Origin of the sequence: Silvanigrella paludirubra, assembly GCF_009208775.1 — a bacterium.
GTDB classification, from domain to species: domain Bacteria; phylum Bdellovibrionota_B; class Oligoflexia; order Silvanigrellales; family Silvanigrellaceae; genus Silvanigrella; species Silvanigrella paludirubra.
The window spans coordinates 371,506-389,742 of sequence record NZ_WFLM01000004.1; the positions used below are offsets into that span (position 1 = coordinate 371,506).

Genomic DNA, 18,237 nt, shown 5'->3' on the forward strand with positions numbered 1-18,237 from the left:
ATAAAGGAAAATCTTGAAGTGTTAAACAAATTATTTTTTTATTTTTTGCTCTTTTTTTTATGGAATAATGAAATCATTGCTCAAGAAAATAAAGCAACAGATGAATTTTGTAAAGAGGTTGAAAAAGAATTTTATCCTAAAAATGATCTTCCTACAAAAACGGATTTTGAAATACTTAAAAATTGTGAGTCACGTAAATTGTACTACGGTATAGAAAGTAAAAAAAATTACACTAATGCTAGAAAATGTGCTTATATAGAATTAAACAATCCAGAAAGAAATACAAATTATATACAGGGTGCTGTTACACTAATGATGATCTATGCCAATGGATTTGAGGTTTCTAAAAATATTAAATTAGCAGCTCATTTCGCTTGTAAAATTGATGATCGTTATGCTCTTGAAGATAGGAATCGAATAGATCATTTAAAATTTTTATTAACTAATGAATCCACAAAAGTATTTGATGTTTGTGATCATGCTATGAGTGGTATGATGGCCGGTGTTTGTGCTGAAATTCAAACAGATCTTTCTGAGCAAGAAATAAAAGTGAAAATTCAGAATCTGACAAAAAATTGGAATTATCAAGAGAAAAATTTATTTCAAAAGCTGGAAAATGCTTTTAATCATTTTATAAAAAATAGATATAATGAGCTAGAATTAAGTGGTACTGCAAGAGGTGAAATTGCATTAGAGGAGAAAGAAAGATTACAAAAGTTGTTTTATCAATCACTACTTCAATTTGAGGAAGGAAATCTTCCAAATGAGAGTAAAGAAGAATATATAAAAACAGATAAAGAATTAAATGAAATCTATTTACGAGTCATTAAGCAAAAAATTCCTGTGGGAACAACTTATACAAAAAAAGGGTTTATTTCTGCTGAAAGGGCTTGGCTAAAATATCGTGATGCCCTAACTCAATTTGGTACTTTAAAATATCCTAAGACAAATCCTGAAAATTGGAAAAACTGGGAAACAAAAAATAGAATTATTCAATTAAAAGAGTTATTAGAGAATTTAAAGAATCGGTGATTCTATATCAGAAATGATTTCATTTTATAAAAAATAGGTATAGATTGGAAATTGTCAGTAGCTATTATTCCATTATAAATTATCAATTATTTTGGAATAAACTGATTTTATCATATTTATAATGGAGTTTATATGAATATTATATCTCACAAAAGTTCAAATTTAAGTATTGATCATTTAATTCAATCGAAAAGAGATTCATTTTTAAGTACCAATTTTGAGAATTTCGAATATAAAAATAAAGCAGAAATTCTTTTTGAAGAGCTCATTAAAAGTGAGCTGGGCCAATTTATCTTGGAACATAAAGGTTTTAACGCATATTGGACAGAATATGTTTGCTCCTATCCTGATTATAAAAAGCAAGGAAAAAAAATTCCATCAAATTTATTTGAATTATTTGTTCTTGAAAAAGTCTATTAGGACGGGCTACTCAAGAAAGATATCAAATTTTTAAGCAAGTCATTCAAAAATATTTTAAAAATGGAGTTCGTTTTGCCTCTTTACCTTGCGGTCTAATGTCCGATTTTCTTTTGTTGGATTGTACTGGTATTGAAGATTTTAAATTTATAGGTTTGGATTTAGACAATATTGCCTTAGAACAAGCTAAAGCAAACGCTTTAATAAAGGGGCTACAACAGTATTGTGAGTTTTATCAAGTGGATGCATGGAAGATTGAATTTTATAAAAAGTTTGATCTATTGGTAAGTAATGGATTAAATATTTATGAACAAGATGACAATAAAATTATATCATTATATCAAAGGTTTTTTGAATCTTTAAATAATACTGGTGTTCTTATTGTAAGTACAATTACTCCATCCCCTTTAGAATCAAACGAATCTAGTTGGAATATGAATTTAATAAATCAAGAAAATCTTCATTTGCAAAAAATTATTCTTCAAGATTTTTTAGAAGTTAAATTTCAAGCAAGAAGAAGTATTCAAAAAACAATTGAGCAATTAAAAGAAGCCCAATTCTCCGAATTTGAAATTTTACCAGATTCACTTGGGATGTTTGCAACAATTATTGCGCATAAATAAAATAATTCTGAATAAGTAAATATAAATATTATTATATATTAATGAAATTTAAGAAAAAAAGTAAATTTTTAATAAAATAACTTAATTATTTTATTTTATATTGAAAATTTTAGATATTATAAATTAATCCATTTTTGAATAATTTTTCATCGCATAAAAACATAAAAAACTCATTTTAATTAAATAATATTTATAATTAACCCTATACGAGAGTAAAAAAACAAGGTATGAGAATTTTTCTTAACCACTCAGGTTAGATTATAAATAAATTAAAAATAGGGAATTTATAAATGAAATATTTTTTGAATAAAAAATATGTAAGAGTTATTTGTATTATTTTAATATTATTTGACGTCATGGGTTGTAAAAATCAAAAAAATAGTTCTATTTTAGAAAATAATTATGAAATAAATCCTCAAGAAAATTATTCTTTAAAGAAAAAATTTTCAAAGGCGTCTGCAAAATCAAATAATAGCACAAAAGATTTTTATATTGAATATAAGTTTATTCAGGACTTTGAAAAAACAGTTTTAAATAGTAAGTTATATAATATCGACATAGGTTTATTATCTGAGTTTAAAAAATATAATGACTCCTGGACAAATGAGGTCAAATATCAAACACTAATAGACCTCGTTAAAAAATTACCAATTCCTTATGCTCTAGATATAGATAGTGAATATAAAATTAATTATGACAGGTTGATTGATTACTGCAAAAGATTAAATAGAAGAACGTCTAAGAGGGTTCCAAAAATAATACATTTTATATGGCTTGGTGGGAAATTAGGAAATATACAAAAAGAATATATAAATCTTTGGGCAAAATTAAATCCTGAACACAATATAAAATTATGGTATGATTCTGATAACTTAAATAATTATAATGTAAATAAAAAAATGCGGGAATACTTGTCAAATTTTTTAATTGATAAAAAAAATCAAGAAAACTATCAAACATTGTATTCAGAAGAATTAATTAAATTACAAGATAAAATGAATGAATATATTTTTGAAAAATCAAATGAAAATCCTAAAAAATCATTAAATGAAATAAGAGAAAATTTTTTAAATGAATTTTTGGTACACATAAATAGTAGAAAAAATAGTAATGCTATGGTTTTATTTAACGATTTTACTGCTAGCACTCAAGATTTAGTGACTCAAAATGCAAATATAGAGCTAAAGAATATTGCAAATGAAAAGATGGATTGGAGATTGAAAGATGCATATATTCAAGAGCTTAATTTACGAGGGAACTTTGCAGCTGCGTCTGATAATGCTCGATTAGAGATATTAAGCAAATATGGAGGAATGTATTTAGATGTAGATGTTTTGCCCCCAATAAGAAAAATGAATGAATTGTTAGAGATAAATTCAAAAGCAGTTAAAAACTTTTTTAATAGTCATTTCAAACAAATATCCTATGCTTATTATGAAGAGCTATTTAATAATAATTTAGATTTACTACCCTCAAGAGCATTTAGTGATGAAAATAAAGTAAAATTATTTAAATTGATAGATTCTATACAAGCATACGGAATGGAAGAGTTTAAGTTAAAAATGTCAGAACATTTTTTGTCTTTTAAGGAACATAAAGATATCTCAGAAATATTAAATTTAATTGATAGTACTTATACGAGACCATTAGAAATAAAAACTTCTTTTAAAAATAACAATGTAATTATTTCTCATGAAAAACAATCAAACTCAGATTTTATTAATTTATTAATTGAAAAAATTAAAAAAAATTATAAAGAATTAAACAAATTTGAAATTAATAATCCAAAATTTCGTTATCCATATAACCATGATATTTCAGATGTGTTTAATAAAAAAACAAAAGAATTTAATAATACTTTTGATATGAATATTTTTAAATACAGATTTGATTCTATAACTCCAGATGCTACTGTTACTGTACATGTATCAGGACCCATGGTTTATGAAAATTTGTTAAAAGAATTAAATATAAAACATGAAAGTTTAAGTTTTATAAATCATTATGATGATTATAATGATCTTTATAATAGGCATACAGAAGAAGATAAAAAATCTTCTTGGATTATAGGAAATTCAGAAGAGGAGCCAAATGAGAATATTATTTTAAAGATTGGGATTGATGCTAACACACAAAAAGCAATTAAATATTATGAAAATAAATTTAAGTTAAATAATGAAAGATATTCAGTAATAAGTTATTTTGATAATAATAGGCTTGAAATTACTAATAAAGTAAATTTACATATCATAGGAAATGCAAATATAACAAATGGTTTTTTATTTATAAATCATTTTTCTTCAAGTCAAATTTCAACTAAATTAAAAGATTTATTTTCTACAAATAATAAGATTGAATATATAAATATTTTAAGTTGTAATCCAAATAATAATACAAATGAAACTGCAGAAATTGAAAATTTTGCAAAAGTGTTATTAGAAGAATTAAATAATAATAATATTGAAACAAAAATGGTTATTGTAAGAAATGACTTATTAAAAATTACAAGTACAGGTGAAGAATTATATCCACAGGGTTTTGGATTATATTATAAAAACAATATTGATAATCGTTTGTTTATTATCAGGAATAATCTGGGTGAGTATCTTACTTTAAGTAGGGGTATATTAAATCAAAATAAAAATAAAACACATTTTGATAAATTAAGAAATTTTAACGGAATTATACATGATATATTTTCTAAAAAAACTAAACATTTAGCAGACTTTAATTATTTAATTGATGATTATAATTATGAAATTAAAAAACTTGATGTTGAAAATAATTATAAAATAATAAATGAACTGCAGAAAAAAGGAGTTGATACCACTCAACAAAATTTACCTAAATTAGAAACTGATCAAAAGAGCTTTAATAAATTAATAACAGAAGATGAATTTTATAATTTTTATAAAAATTTAAAAGAAACTACGAATTCAAAGGATGATTTTGCTTTTGAAGACTTTGATAGAATTTTTCTATCTTTAAAGCAATTCGAAATTTTACTAAATAAATATAATAATTTAAATTCAAATTCATTTATTCAATTAGTAAGAATTCTGTTTGAAAAAGAAATGCAATTAAGAAAAGATAAAATTATATTAGAAGCAAATCGTTCTTCAAAATTATTTGAAGAGACTTTAAATAAAATGAATTTAAATGAGAATGAAAAGCCAATTCTTCATTCTCTCGATATCCTAGATAAAAAAATTACTGTTTATAATGACAAAAGAAAAAATACCTATAATAAGTATTTATCTAATATGGACGATGTAGATATAAATAATTTAAATAAATTTAAAAATTTATTAGATAATCAAAGTAAATTATTTTATAGAGACATGGTAACAGGTGATCCACACTTTAATATATCTAGACCTTCATTAAATTTATCTCATGCTTATTTGATTAAAAATATTATAGATTATTTTAGCAAAAATAATAATGAAAATAATTTATTAAACTCAAATTCAATGTTAGATGAAGTCATAAAAGTACATATTTATACTAATTTAACTCAACTTTCTCTTGATGTTTTAGACAGTGGAGCTAAAGTAGCACAGGTAGTTCAATTGCTAAAAAGCAGTGAATTTAAAAATATAAACTCGCTGCAAGCATTTTCCAAAATTTCTTCCGTTCTTGGTACTGGCTTAAATATATTAAATGTCGCATTTGATGCAACAGAATTATATTTAGCAAAAACAACGGCAGAAACTGCTAAGTATGGTACACAACTTGCACTTGATGGTGCATCACTTGGTTTTATGACGGGAGGTCTTCTTTTAGGAGAATCCGTAGGTGGAATATTTTTAAGTGGAATTGGAGAAATATTTGGTGGATTAGCTGTAGGAATAAGCTCTTATTCTGAAATAGTTGGTCGTAATATTGACGACACCAAAAAATTTGCTAGCTATTTTAGAGATTATGAAAAAGATCATGAAATTATAGCGAATGCAGAGAATTATTTTCCAGAAACCAACGATACTGTTTTATCATTAGCCCATAAAGATTTTAAGAAAATAAATAATGAAATACAGAGAAATTCTTTAAATGTTGTTATTGAAGAAGTAGATTTAACGGTTCAAAATAATTACAAAATAGTGTTTGGAGATCATATTACTTATCCTATTTCAAGGCATGAAAAAGGGAAATATTTTTATCATGTCTTTGCTCCCAATCCTACATTAATTAGAGATACTGGTGAAAGAGTGAAGTTACGAGAAGCTTTAGAGATTCCAAAAGAGAAAACATTCAAGATCAATAAAATGCAAAGAATTATTTTACCCAATCAGATACAAAATTTAATAGAATATAGTTTTATGTCTACTCCATTTAATATCAATCGAAATGATAGCGAGTTTTCATCTGTTGATAAAATTCAAAATAATGCAAAATTTATATATAGGTATACATTTATGCATGGATTAGGAGATCGTTCTGTAGGTGGCTTAAATTTTATTCATAATAATACAGATATTAAAATAAAATTAAATTCAAATAATCAAAATATTTATTTTTTAACTCCTGAAATTCCTGAATATGCTAAAAATAAATTAAATTATATTTTTAATGTTGAAAATACGAATCAAAATGAAAATAACTCATTTCATTTATATTTAGGGGAAGGGGCTAAATATAAAATTAACCCATTGGAAAATGATCACTGGCATTTTCATATCAATTCAAAATATGATTCGGCAAGGTTAAATGGGAATGAATTTGTTATTTTTCAAAAAGAAAATAATATGATAAAAAGTCATTCTTTAATATTTAATGATAAAAAACCATCAAGAATTTATATACACGACAATACTGGAATAACTTATCTTTCTTACAATGGGGTTTTGTTAAGTGAAAAGACTCCTGTATTTATTAATTCAGAGTTAAATGCGAATAATTTTAATGGTATAAATGAAATTAAAGATTTATTAAAACGATATCATAGTTATTTTGAAAATATTTTTTCATTGAACAATGATAGTATTAGAATTATTAATTTTATGAGAGATTTAAATTCAAATAAAGAAACTATTTTTTATAATAATAAAAATGACTTAATGGTTTATTCTGGTTTAAATATAAGAGATTTGGAAGTTTATGGTAAAGTTAAAAATGGTTATATTTTTACAAATAAAGATAAAAATAAAATATACTATAATAATATTGAATTATTTGAGGGTACTGAAAAAAAGATTATAGAAAGAGATAATCATCTCTTTATTGAAATGAAAAATGAAAAAGCGAATATATTTTATTATTTTGATATGAATTCGGACTTAAATTTAGATATTTATTGTAAAATTGGGATTACAGAATGTCTGAATGATAATTTGATTTTAAAAAATGGTTATAACAATTTCAATATATCTCCTGTAATTAGATTACTCAAAGAAGACAATAAAAAAACAAATAAATTTTATATTATAAAAAATAATCAAATTTTTTCTGAAAATGATGAGAATGCAAATAAAATTCAAAGTTACAAGGATTTAGATACAGGGCAATCTTATCATTTTATAGCTGGCCTCAAATTTTATATAATTATAGAAAGTTCAACTGGTGAAGTGACTTTCAAACAATTTGATTTAAATGGATTAAAGAATGAGTTATTAAATAAGGATCAATTTGTATTTTCTAATGAAGAGTATATATTTGAATTTAATAAAGAATTAGAATATCAAATAATAGGTTTAAAATCTGTATTTTTATCTAAAAATTTAAATAAAAATTTGAAAGATGTTATTTCTTCTTTACATACAGAATGCAAAATTATTTCTATACTTTTAAATGAAACTGATTTTGCAGAATATGATAGAGAAAAAAATCATGTTTTTATACATGAAAAAAATAGACTAGCAATTGGGGAATCCTTAAAACACAATGACAGATATTATTTTTATCAGACAGATATTAACAAATATTTTTATACAAATTTGGGTTATATAAATCCCGCTAACTTTAAGATTGTGAGCAATTCAAATTTATATAAATTGGAATATAATCAAAATTTAATTTGGACTGAAGATGATATAAATAAAAACGAAATATTAATAAGAGATATTGATATAAATAAAAAAATAGCATTGTTTTTACAACATTTTAATAGTGAAAGAAAAGATTCTTCTAAGATTGAAGAAGAATCTTGCATTAATTTGTTAGTATTAAGAAGTTCTTTAAAGAAGTCATTATGTAAAATAGCTGGAAACATAAATAGTAATAAAAAAACTCTAATTAATGCTTATAGTCAAATTAATTCTTCCACTTTATTTCTAACAAATGATCAAGGTTCCTTTAGGCAATTAAGCTCTTCAACAAATTTTTTCGATTATGAAAATACAGCTGATGAATATTGGGGAGTTCAAAATTGGATTAGTTCCTCTGAACCTTTTCACTTAAATTATAAATTATTTGCATTCGGAGAAATCATAAATGGAAATAAATTTATGGGTGATATTCGATTTGTTGATAATAAGGGGAATATATTAAAATTAGACAGTATAGAAAATAACAATGAAAGAAAGTATGTAATTGAAAAAATATGGGATGAAAAATATTTATCATTAATTTTCGCTGTTTTTGTTATAGAAGATAATAGAAATAAATTTTTATATGTCTTAAAAAAAGATGGTACCTATGATATTTTAAATACAACTCATTATTCATTATTAAAAAAAGGCTTTATAGAAGAATTATTTCCAAATATTTCAAGCCTTGAGATAAAAAATATTGATTATATTGTTAAATTAAAACATGACATTATTTTATATAAAAAAAGTACTAAAACTAGTGAATATGAAGGATATTATATTTACCCTATATCGAATCTTATTCAAAAAAAATCAAATTTAAAAGTAGACTATGTAAAAATTAATTAAGAATAAATTTCAAGAATCATGAACTTTATTCTTTTTTATTATGCTTAATATAAAACCAATTATTGCAACTAAAATCATGTAAAATGCGGGTGCACTTTTTGATTTAAAATGTTCAATTAAAGTAGTAGCAATAAGTGGCGTGAATCCTCCAAAAATTCCAAAGGCTAAATTGTAACTTAGCGAAGAACCTGAATATCTAATTTTTGCAGGATATGATTCTGCTAATAATAAAATTGCAGAGGACGTTGCAGCTGCAGAAGCTACGGATACAATAGAATAGCAAATATAAATAGCAGTAAAATTATTTTCACTAAATGAGATAAAAATAGGATAAGAGAAAATGATAAATAAAATACAAGAAAAATTAAAAACTTTTCTACCACCGATTTTATCTGATATGTATCCAAAAATAACAATAAATAAAGCATATATTAAAACAAATATAGAGTTTATTTTTAAAATATCTTCGGAATGATATGAATAATACGTTTTAAAATAATTTGGGAGATACAAAAGATAAAGTGTTATAGCAACCGCAACAACCCATATAGCACTTGCCGTCTGTATTAAAGAAAATTTATGGTCTTTAAATATAAGTTGAACAGGGTATTTTATATTTTCTTTTTTCATTTGTCTAAATACAGGAGTTTCTGTTAAATATCTTCTTAAATAAACACCAATCAAGCCAAGGATTCCACCAACTAAGAATGGAATTCTCCATCCCCATGAATAAATTGTTTCTTCACTCATAAATTTTGTAACTAAATAACCTGCGCTTGAACCTAAAAAAATACCGAATATGATTCCACAGAAAAGAATTCCACAAGCTAAACCTCTATGTGATTTTTGTGCATGCTCATAGATAAAGGTTATTGAACAAGGAATTTCTCCTCCAATAGCTAATCCTTGTGCAAAACGACAGATAAATAATAAAATAGAAGCAGTTATTCCAATTTGTGAATAAGTTGGTAAAATTCCAATTATAAATGTTGGTGCTGCCATTAAAAAAACAGTAAATGAAAACGAATTTTTTCTTCCGTTTTTATCTCCAAAATGGCTAAAGACCAATCCGCCTAGGACTCTTGCTAAATAGCCACAGGCAAATACAGAATAGGTTAAGATCAATCCTGCAACGGGGGAGTCATTTTGAAAAAATAATTTAGACATAATAGTAGCAAAATAGATATAAACAACAAAGTCATAAAATTCAAGAGAACCACCAACTGCAGAAATTGTGAATGTTTTTATCTCATTTTTAGAAAGATTTTTATAAATATGATTTTCTTTTGATTTTTTTTTGCGAAAGGGAAAATGAAATGTCATTGTTTACATATCCTTTGAAATATATCATTTTATTATCTTATAAAATTAATCTTATAAATTTAAATTAAATGAATATATATTATGATGCAACCACAATCTTTATTCGATTTTCGTAAGAGGAGCTTTGTTTTTTTTATTTTGCAATTATTTTATAGTCTAGATAAAAATGAAATACATAAATCAGAAAATTCTTTAGGGTTTTCCCAGGGGACTCGGTGTCCTGCATGTGAGATGATTGCGGTTTCTATGTATGAATTTAGGTTTTTTATTTTATTTGTTATACTGGAAAACTTAGTATCTTTTTCACCACTGACCCAAAGAATTGGTATTTTTAAATTTGCAATTCTTTCATTTAAATTGTCTTGTTTTCCAAGGGAAAATCGATTTAATATATCAAATATTTCATTTTTGTTTATATCATTTGCATTTCTAACTAAGGTATTCTGAATTCCGGCAAATGTCGGTTGAGAGTCCCAGTCTTTTATTACATCTTCCCAATTTTCATTTAAAAAGCGATAGGACCAATTAAGGTCTTTTTCTATGCGGAGTTTTTTTTCATTTTCATCACTTAAACCTGGATTTGCACTAATAATGATAGCGGCATCCCAGTGAGATTTTTTTGAAAGCAGAGAATGAAGAGCGAGCCTTCCCCCTAGCGAATACCCAATAACTATATTTTTATTGATGGATTTATTTAATAAACAATAATTATTAAAATTTTGGGACCAATTTATAAAATCATTATCCTGATTTGTGTTTTTATCTAAAATATAGTCTGAAATGTTATGAAATTCATTGATAAAATCTTTAAAATAGATTCTAATTTTTTCCCAATCTGAGGGGTGCCCCAAAAAGCCATGGATAAAATTTAATTTCAAATTTGGAGTTCCTTTATACTTTTAGAAAGGAAAGCTATTCCTCTTTCCGTGAAGTTTTATAACATATGTCTAAATATATGTAAATACTATATATAAAACTGTTAGTTTTTAAAATAAAAATAAATTATAAAATAGTAAATATATATATAATTAATATTTACTAAAAAATATAATTATAATATGATTTATTTTGTTTGATGAATTGGAGTCTTTTTTTATGTTTAAATTCCTTACAGCAGTTTTTTTATTGCATTCGGCAGTATTTGCAACTTCTCAGCATGATTCTTTAGACTATTTTTTAATAGAAAGAACAGGTGGAGGAGATATCTCAATAGAAGTCAGAAATAATATGGATAATAAAATTGTAGGAATAATAAAAAGATGCAATTTTAAGGAATTAAGTAAAGAAAATCAGATAAAAAGTGAGTTTATTATTAAAGGAGAAACAGCAACGATAGCGTCTTATATTCTTCAAAATAATAATAAAGTTATAATAGCTTCAAAACAGGCTGTTTCTAATCTTGTCTCTGGGACTTGGTTACAATTAAACATTGTATATTCAAATGTAACCAAAGAAAGTATGAAAATAAACTCACCTATTATAATTCAGAAATCAAATGTTCTCCCTGTTTTAGAAGAAATTGAAAATCAGGCGCGAGATGAAAATAAAAAATTATGCAACTAAAAATATTATTATTTTTGGTAATCATTATTTTAAAAACTATTAAATAAAAAACAATTAAATAAGTATCAATATTTATAATTTATATTTTTAATTTTAAAATAATTTAGTATATTAAAAATGCTGTTATTTAATTAATGATATTTTTATATTATATGATATTTTAAGAGTACCATTTTAAATTTGTCTTAAAGATATAAATAATATAAAATTTTGATTGACAATTTATATTTGTTAATTATATATAAATATTGAAATGATTATTTTTAAAAATAATAAATAAAATTACATTAAATATCATATTAAATTTTAATGATTTCAATAAATTTAAATTATATGTCATTAATTTCTACTTTTGGAGAATAAATTTATGAATTGTTTTATTTTTATTGAAGCAAATTTCACGGAATTTAATATGGAATCAATTAAATATGTGAGTCAATTAGGTTTAAAATCAATATTTTTTTGCAAAAATAAAAATCAATTTGATCATTATAATTATAGATATTTTGATGAAGTAATTGAATTAAATACAACGGATATGAAATCTCTTCTGAAGGCGACAAATTTTATTCTAAAAAAATATAGAATATTAGCTGTATCCTCATTGAATGAAGACTTTGAAAATAATGCAGCTTCATTATGTGATTTTTTAAAATTGCCGAGTAATAAAGCTATAAATATTTCGATTATGAATAATCGTTACAAATTACGAGAGATGTTAAAAAAAATGGATCCTAATTTAAATCCAAAGTATTCCTTATCAAATAATATTTTTGAAGCTGAATTATTTGCAAAAGATATTGGCTACCCCTGTGTTATGAAATCTTTATTAAGAAATAAAGAAATATTTTCAAAAAAATTAGATAATGAGAATGATTTAAAAGAATATTTTGAAGAAAATAATTATAAGTTACAAAACATTGTGGGTGACACTTTTGGAAAAGGTGTTTTAATAGAAAGCATGATTGAAGGAAATGAGTATTCTGTTCATTTTATAAAATCTATAGATGGTAGATTGGTCTTGACGGGAGTGTTTATTAAAGAAGTTATTCAAATTAAAAAAAATCATTTTTTAGATATTGCAACTGTTTATCCTGCTAATTATGATGAAACTGATCTACTTTTTAAAAGAATTTCTCCAATAATTCATGAATTAGGATTTGATGTTGGTGCTATTCAAGTAAACTGTAAAATTGAAAATAGTGCTGTGAAAATTTTAGATATTATTCCAAGTCTAAATAATAATCCTTTAGCGAGTCAAATGATTGAAATTTCAACTGGTATAAAACTTTCCCAATTGATAATAGATCTTGCTTTAGGACAAAATATAAATTGGTATCCAGAAAGTTTAAAAGTAGTTGCAATATATAAGCTATTATTGCCAAATAATGGTGTATTTAAAGGAATTAAAAATTTACATGAATTTTTAATTCACCCAAATATGGAAGCCATAAATTTTCATAGTGATATGGATAAATGGGTTCATTTTAATTCTTTAGATAAAGAAGTGATTGGAACAATTATTGTTACTCATGATACTGCTGAGCAAGCACTCGATTTAGCAAGAGAACTTGCTGCTAAAGTTGAATTTTTAATTGATATGGATTGTTATCAAGATTCATAAAAGGAGAGAAAATTCATATGAATTCTATTTCTAATTTTGAGAATTTGTTACGAAATAAAAGAACATCATTGTGGTTTGAGACTTTTTTAAAAAATACAAATGAAAAACAAAATACAAATTTATTTATTTCTGAATTATTTCAAAAATATATTGATAAAAATAAAGAAGTAAAAAAAGATTTTATTATTTTAGATTTAGGATGTGGAAATGGAATATTATCTGAACATATAGGTAAATTATTTTTAAAGAATAAATTAAATTTAAAATATTATGGTGTCGAAAAAAATTCAAACTTTGTGAGATCAACATCAAACAGACTAAATGATATTGGAATTGAAAATGAAATTTTAGAGGGTGATTTTTTTGGTGAAATACTTCTTCATTTTAATGACAAAATTGATATTTTGCTTGTTTCTCACTCAGCTTACTATATAAATGATTATTCTTTTTTGCTTCATTTTATTCAAAATATATTTCATAAAATAAATATAAATGGTTTGGCATTATTCATCCATGAGTCTAAAGATTCAGATATCAATTGTTTAGGGGAGAAATATAAAGGAAACGATTTTGTAGATATTGTAAATAACCTAACAAAAGCAATTCAATTTTATATTCGTGAACATAAAAATATGAGTTTAGAATTACGGGCAATAGAATCTGAAGTATATTTTCCATATAATATGGAAGATCTTTGGAATGAATTAGTCGAAAATTCTTTTAATTTTAATTCAATTTGTTTGAAAGAAAATTTTGTTATAGCTAAGTATTTGCTTGAGTTTATAATAGAAAAACCACTTGAAATTCTTGGAAATAGTGGAATGCTATTAGAATATTTATCTAATGTAAAATTCCGTTTAGAAAATCAGAATCATAGACTACAAACAAAAAGCATTGCTCATGTTTGTTATTTTAATGTTAATGCTCCCTGACAATAAAAAGTGGCTTATTGAGCAGCGAATTATAAAATTAAAATAAAAAAATCATTTGTTTATAAAAAAATAGCTTTGACCATTGATAATGATTCTTAATTTCAATATACCTCTTTTATCGCTTTTTACAGCGATTTAAAATTACCAAAAAATGAGGTTAAGTTATATGAAATTAAAAAGAAAATTATTTTCACCCGCTATTTTCGGTTTTTTATTATCCGTCTTTATAAGCGGCGAAGTTTATGCAGCATCTGAAAATGAAAAAGTTGTGAACTTATATTCTTCTCGCCATTATGGTGTTGACAATGAATTATTTGAATTATTCAAAAAACAAAGCGGAATAAAAGTAAATTTATTACAAATTAAAGAAGCTTCACAAATGATAGAACGGATTAAAAGTGAAGGAAAAAAAAGTCCAGCTGACGTTATAATAACTGTAGATATAGGAAATGCTTGGAAGGCCGAAAATGCAGACCTTTTTCAACCGATTAAAACAGATCTTTTACAAAAATCCGTTCCAAGTAATTTAGTAGAAGAAAATTTCTCATGGTATGCCATTACATTAAGAGGCCGCGCTATAGTATATGATAAAACAAAAATAAAAGAGAATGAAATTCAAAATTATGAAGATTTATCAAATGAAAAATTCAAAGGAAAAGTTTTAGCTAGAACCTCTAATCATGTTTATAATCAATCTTTAGTTGCTTCTCTTATTCAAGCTAATGGTGAAGAAAAAACAAAAATATGGTGCGAAAAATTTACGAATAATTTAGCTAGAAAACCTGAAGGTGGAGATATTGATCAAATGAAAGCAATTTACAATGGCAAGGGAGAAATTGCGATTGTAAATACTTATTACTATGCTCGTTTATTAAAATCTGAAGATCCCGAAGATCAAAAAGTGGTAAAAAATTTAGGAATTATATTTCCAAATCAAGCGAATAGAGGCATGCATATTAATGCAAGTATTGCTGGAATTGCAAAATATGCTCCAAATAAAGAAAATGGAATTAAACTTATTGAATTTTTAGTCAGCAAAGATGCTCAAGAAATATTAGCAAAGATGAATAATGAATACCCAGTAAGAACGGATGTTGAATGGACAAACGTTTTAAAAAATATGGGAAAACCTAAATTTGATACCGTTACATTATCAAAAGTGGGTGAAAACACTCCTAAGGCTATTATGATACTTGATCAAGTTGGATGGCGTTAAATTATTGTAAAAATTTCAAAGGATATTTGTGAATAAATTTCTTCCCATTTTCTTATTTCTTATTATTATATTTCCTTTGTTATCGCTTTTTTATCATTTATTTTTGCCAGCCCAAAATATTTGGGCGCATTTAAGAAGTACTGTATTAAATATTTATATATTTAATACTTTATTTTTATCTTTAAGTGTTATGTTATGTAGTGCTTTTATTGCCGTTCCGTTAGCATGGCTTACCACAAAATATAATTTTCTCGGAAAAAAATTTTTTGAATGGGCTTTGTTTTTACCATTTGCTATACCATCCTATTTACTGGCCTATATTTATTACTCGATTAAAGAAAATATTTTTACCATAAATTCTTATCTAGCGGCAATAATAATATTGAGTTTATCATTATATCCATATGTTTATTTATTTAGTAAACAAGTATTTCAAGAGATTTCTCCAACTTTAATTTATGCTTCGAAAACTTTAAATCAATCGGAATTGAAGACTTTTTGGAAAGTAATTTTACCTTTATCTAGACCCGCTATTTTTTCGGGTATGCTTCTGGTTTGTATGGAAACCATCGGTGATTTCGGCACAGTCGACTTTTTTTCAATAGATACTTTGGCAACAGGTATATTTAGAACTTGGTTTGGATTGGGAAGTATAACGGGAGCCATTCAAATTTCATTTATTTTATTTACATTTAGCATTACCTTAGTTATTTTGGAGAGCTTTTTCAGAAAAAAAATGGTATTTTATCAAAAACAGATTCCTCATAGTTCTTATTTTGAAAAAAATTTAAATGGAGTATATAAATATTTAGCTTTTATTTTATGTCTTGCTCCAATTTTAGTTTCATTTATTTTGCCACTTATAATTATATTTGTAAATATATATCAATTAGGAATGAAATCATTTGATAAAGAGTTTTTTGAAATTGTATTTCGTTCATTTAAGATTTCTTCTATAGGGGCTTTGTTATGTATTTTTATTGGAATGATATTTTCTATCTTAAAAAAAATTCATAGTAAAAACAAACTTATAAATTTAAATGAAATTATTTCTTTTGGATACGCAATACCTGGAGCAATTATTGCAATATCAGTATTAACATCTTTTAAAATTCTAGATAATTTAATTGAAAATACTACTTTATTTTTATTTCATTTTGAATATAAAGATCTTATTTTATCAGGAACTATATTTGCTGTTTTATACGCTTACTCAATTAGATTCACATCCATTTCATTTCAAAGTGCGAATGCAAGCATGAATAAAATATCGCCTTCTATTGAATGGGCATCAAAAACTTTGGGAAAATCCATCTTTCAGACAGGATATAAAATATATTTACCTTTATTAAAAAACTCAATTTTTATTTCTTTTATCATTATATTTGTTGATATTATAAAAGAATTGCCAGCAACAATGGTTTTAAGGCCATTTAATTATGAAACGATATCCATTAAGACTTATAATTTAGCTTCAGATGAAAGACTTAAAGAAGCTTCACCTAGCGCTTTATTTATTATTTTGCTTGGAATCATACCTGTTATTTTAATTTATTTTTATAATCAAAAAAAGAAGAAGTAAATGGATCATAAAATAATTCTTAAAGCATTAAATATAACCCATAAATATGGAAATAATATTTCTATTAACAATATATCTTTTGAGATTATTGATGGGGAAATAATTAGTATATTAGGTCCATCAGGCTGTGGGAAATCAACTCTTTTAAAAATAATATCAGGAATAGAAAAAATTCAGGATGGGATTTTAGAAATTGATAAAAATATAATGTCACATGGTGCTTATCATGTGCCTACAGAAAAAAGAAATGTTGGACTCGTGTTTCAAGATTTAGCGCTTTTTCCTCATCTTTCAATTAGAAAAAATATTGAATATGGAATTTCATATTTATCAAATGATGAAAAAAAACAAAGAGTAAGAGAGATGTTGGCATTTGTTAAAATGGAAAAATTTGCTGATACATATCCTCATTTATTATCTGGTGGACAACAACAGAGAGTTGCTTTAGCACGATCTCTTGCTCCTTTGCCAAAATTATTGTTATTAGATGAACCATTTTCAGGACTAGATATATCTTTAAGAAAAGATCTTGGTATAGAAATTAAAAATATTTTAAAAAAAAGTAAAATGACTTCTATTTTTGTTACTCATGATGCCAATGAAGCGCTTATGTTATCTGATAAAATAATAATATTAAATAATGGACAAATGGAGCAGTTTGATACTCCAAAAAATATTTATACTAAACCATTCAATAGTACAGTTGCTTCTTTTTTTGGAACAATAAATAAAATTCAAAATTATCAAAAATTGAATAATATTTTTAAAATTTCAAAATTAAATAACCAAAGGCAAGATATAAACATAAATATTTATTTTCGCCCTGATGCTGTAACTATATTAAATGAAATAAATTCAGACTCTAGTTTTTTTGAAGGAAAAATAATTGATATATTATACTATGGAAATTATATTTCTGTTTTATTTTCTATTAGTGAATATGGAACGATTACAGGTTATTTTTCTTCAGCAGAGAATTTAGAGATTGGAAATACTTTAAAATTAAAAATCAATGAAAATATGTTATTTGTATTTCAAGAAAATGAATAG

Annotated in this window: 12 protein-coding genes; 10 read left to right on the forward strand and 2 right to left on the reverse strand. The window is 24.5% G+C overall.

What is annotated here, in order from left to right; translation table 11 throughout:
- Positions 1-18 precede the first annotated feature (18 nt).
- The 4 genes from GCL60_RS12330 to GCL60_RS12345 all read left to right on the forward strand — a co-directional run bounded on the left by GCL60_RS12330 (position 19) and on the right by GCL60_RS12345 (position 8,947).
- On the forward strand, positions 19-1,032 hold the full coding sequence (locus tag GCL60_RS12330) for a lysozyme inhibitor LprI family protein (protein ID WP_161998196.1): 1,014 nt from the start codon (positions 19-21) through the stop codon (positions 1,030-1,032).
- Between the two features lie 132 nt (positions 1,033-1,164).
- Complete coding sequence (locus tag GCL60_RS12335) at positions 1,165-1,452, forward strand: hypothetical protein (RefSeq protein WP_153420969.1); 288 nt, start codon at positions 1,165-1,167, stop codon at positions 1,450-1,452.
- 95 nt (positions 1,453-1,547) lie between these two features.
- Positions 1,548-2,072: a methyltransferase domain-containing protein gene (locus GCL60_RS12340; RefSeq protein ID WP_153420970.1), complete on the forward strand. Its 525-nt coding sequence runs from the start codon at positions 1,548-1,550 to the stop codon at positions 2,070-2,072.
- Positions 2,073-2,362: 290 nt separating this feature from the next.
- Positions 2,363-8,947, forward strand: coding sequence for a TcdA/TcdB catalytic glycosyltransferase domain-containing protein (locus GCL60_RS12345; protein WP_153420971.1), 6,585 nt, complete (start codon positions 2,363-2,365; stop codon positions 8,945-8,947).
- Positions 8,948-8,956: 9 nt separating this feature from the next.
- Here the strand turns inward: GCL60_RS12345 and GCL60_RS12350 are convergent, their stop codons facing one another.
- Entirely contained in the window at positions 8,957-10,270 is a 1,314-nt protein-coding gene (locus GCL60_RS12350) for an MFS transporter (RefSeq protein WP_153420972.1), read from the reverse strand.
- A gap of 149 nt (positions 10,271-10,419) precedes the next feature.
- Positions 10,420-11,148, reverse strand: a complete 729-nt coding sequence (locus GCL60_RS12355; protein WP_153420973.1) for an alpha/beta fold hydrolase — start codon at positions 11,146-11,148, stop codon at positions 10,420-10,422.
- Positions 11,149-11,365: 217 nt separating this feature from the next.
- Between GCL60_RS12355 and GCL60_RS12360 the strand changes: the two genes are divergently transcribed.
- The 6 genes from GCL60_RS12360 to GCL60_RS12385 all read left to right on the forward strand — a co-directional run bounded on the left by GCL60_RS12360 (position 11,366) and on the right by GCL60_RS12385 (position 18,237).
- On the forward strand, positions 11,366-11,833 hold the full coding sequence (locus GCL60_RS12360) for a hypothetical protein (protein WP_153420974.1): 468 nt from the start codon (positions 11,366-11,368) through the stop codon (positions 11,831-11,833).
- 367 nt (positions 11,834-12,200) lie between these two features.
- Positions 12,201-13,457, forward strand: coding sequence for a hypothetical protein (locus GCL60_RS12365; protein ID WP_153420975.1), 1,257 nt, complete (start codon positions 12,201-12,203; stop codon positions 13,455-13,457).
- A gap of 17 nt (positions 13,458-13,474) precedes the next feature.
- Entirely contained in the window at positions 13,475-14,389 is a 915-nt protein-coding gene (locus tag GCL60_RS12370; protein WP_153420976.1) for a methyltransferase, read from the forward strand.
- A 166-nt stretch (positions 14,390-14,555) separates the two neighbouring features.
- A complete protein-coding gene (locus GCL60_RS12375; RefSeq protein ID WP_161998197.1) occupies positions 14,556-15,605 on the forward strand; it encodes an extracellular solute-binding protein in 1,050 nt (349 codons plus the stop codon).
- Between the two features lie 28 nt (positions 15,606-15,633).
- A complete protein-coding gene (locus tag GCL60_RS12380; protein WP_153420978.1) occupies positions 15,634-17,187 on the forward strand; it encodes an ABC transporter permease in 1,554 nt (517 codons plus the stop codon).
- The gene (locus tag GCL60_RS12385; RefSeq protein WP_153420979.1) at positions 17,188-18,237 is read left to right on the forward strand and encodes an ABC transporter ATP-binding protein; all 1,050 of its coding nucleotides are present in this window, start codon (positions 17,188-17,190) and stop codon (positions 18,235-18,237) included. It abuts the gene before it with no gap.

Bases quoted from the DNA above. Each gene is read 5' to 3' on its own strand.
- GCL60_RS12335 (WP_153420969.1), top strand. From the start codon at position 1,165: ATGAATATTATATCTCACAAAAGTTCAAATTTAAGTATTGATCATTTA.
- GCL60_RS12340 (WP_153420970.1), top strand. From the start codon at position 1,548: ATGTCCGATTTTCTTTTGTTGGATTGTACTGGTATTGAAGATTTTAAA.
- GCL60_RS12345 (WP_153420971.1), top strand. From the start codon at position 2,363: ATGAAATATTTTTTGAATAAAAAATATGTAAGAGTTATTTGTATTATT.
- GCL60_RS12350 (WP_153420972.1), bottom strand. From the start codon at position 10,270: ATGACATTTCATTTTCCCTTTCGCAAAAAAAAATCAAAAGAAAATCAT.
- GCL60_RS12360 (WP_153420974.1), top strand. From the start codon at position 11,366: ATGTTTAAATTCCTTACAGCAGTTTTTTTATTGCATTCGGCAGTATTT.
- GCL60_RS12365 (WP_153420975.1), top strand. From the start codon at position 12,201: ATGAATTGTTTTATTTTTATTGAAGCAAATTTCACGGAATTTAATATG.
- GCL60_RS12370 (WP_153420976.1), top strand. From the start codon at position 13,475: ATGAATTCTATTTCTAATTTTGAGAATTTGTTACGAAATAAAAGAACA.
- GCL60_RS12375 (WP_161998197.1), top strand. From the start codon at position 14,556: ATGAAATTAAAAAGAAAATTATTTTCACCCGCTATTTTCGGTTTTTTA.
- GCL60_RS12385 (WP_153420979.1), top strand. From the start codon at position 17,188: ATGGATCATAAAATAATTCTTAAAGCATTAAATATAACCCATAAATAT.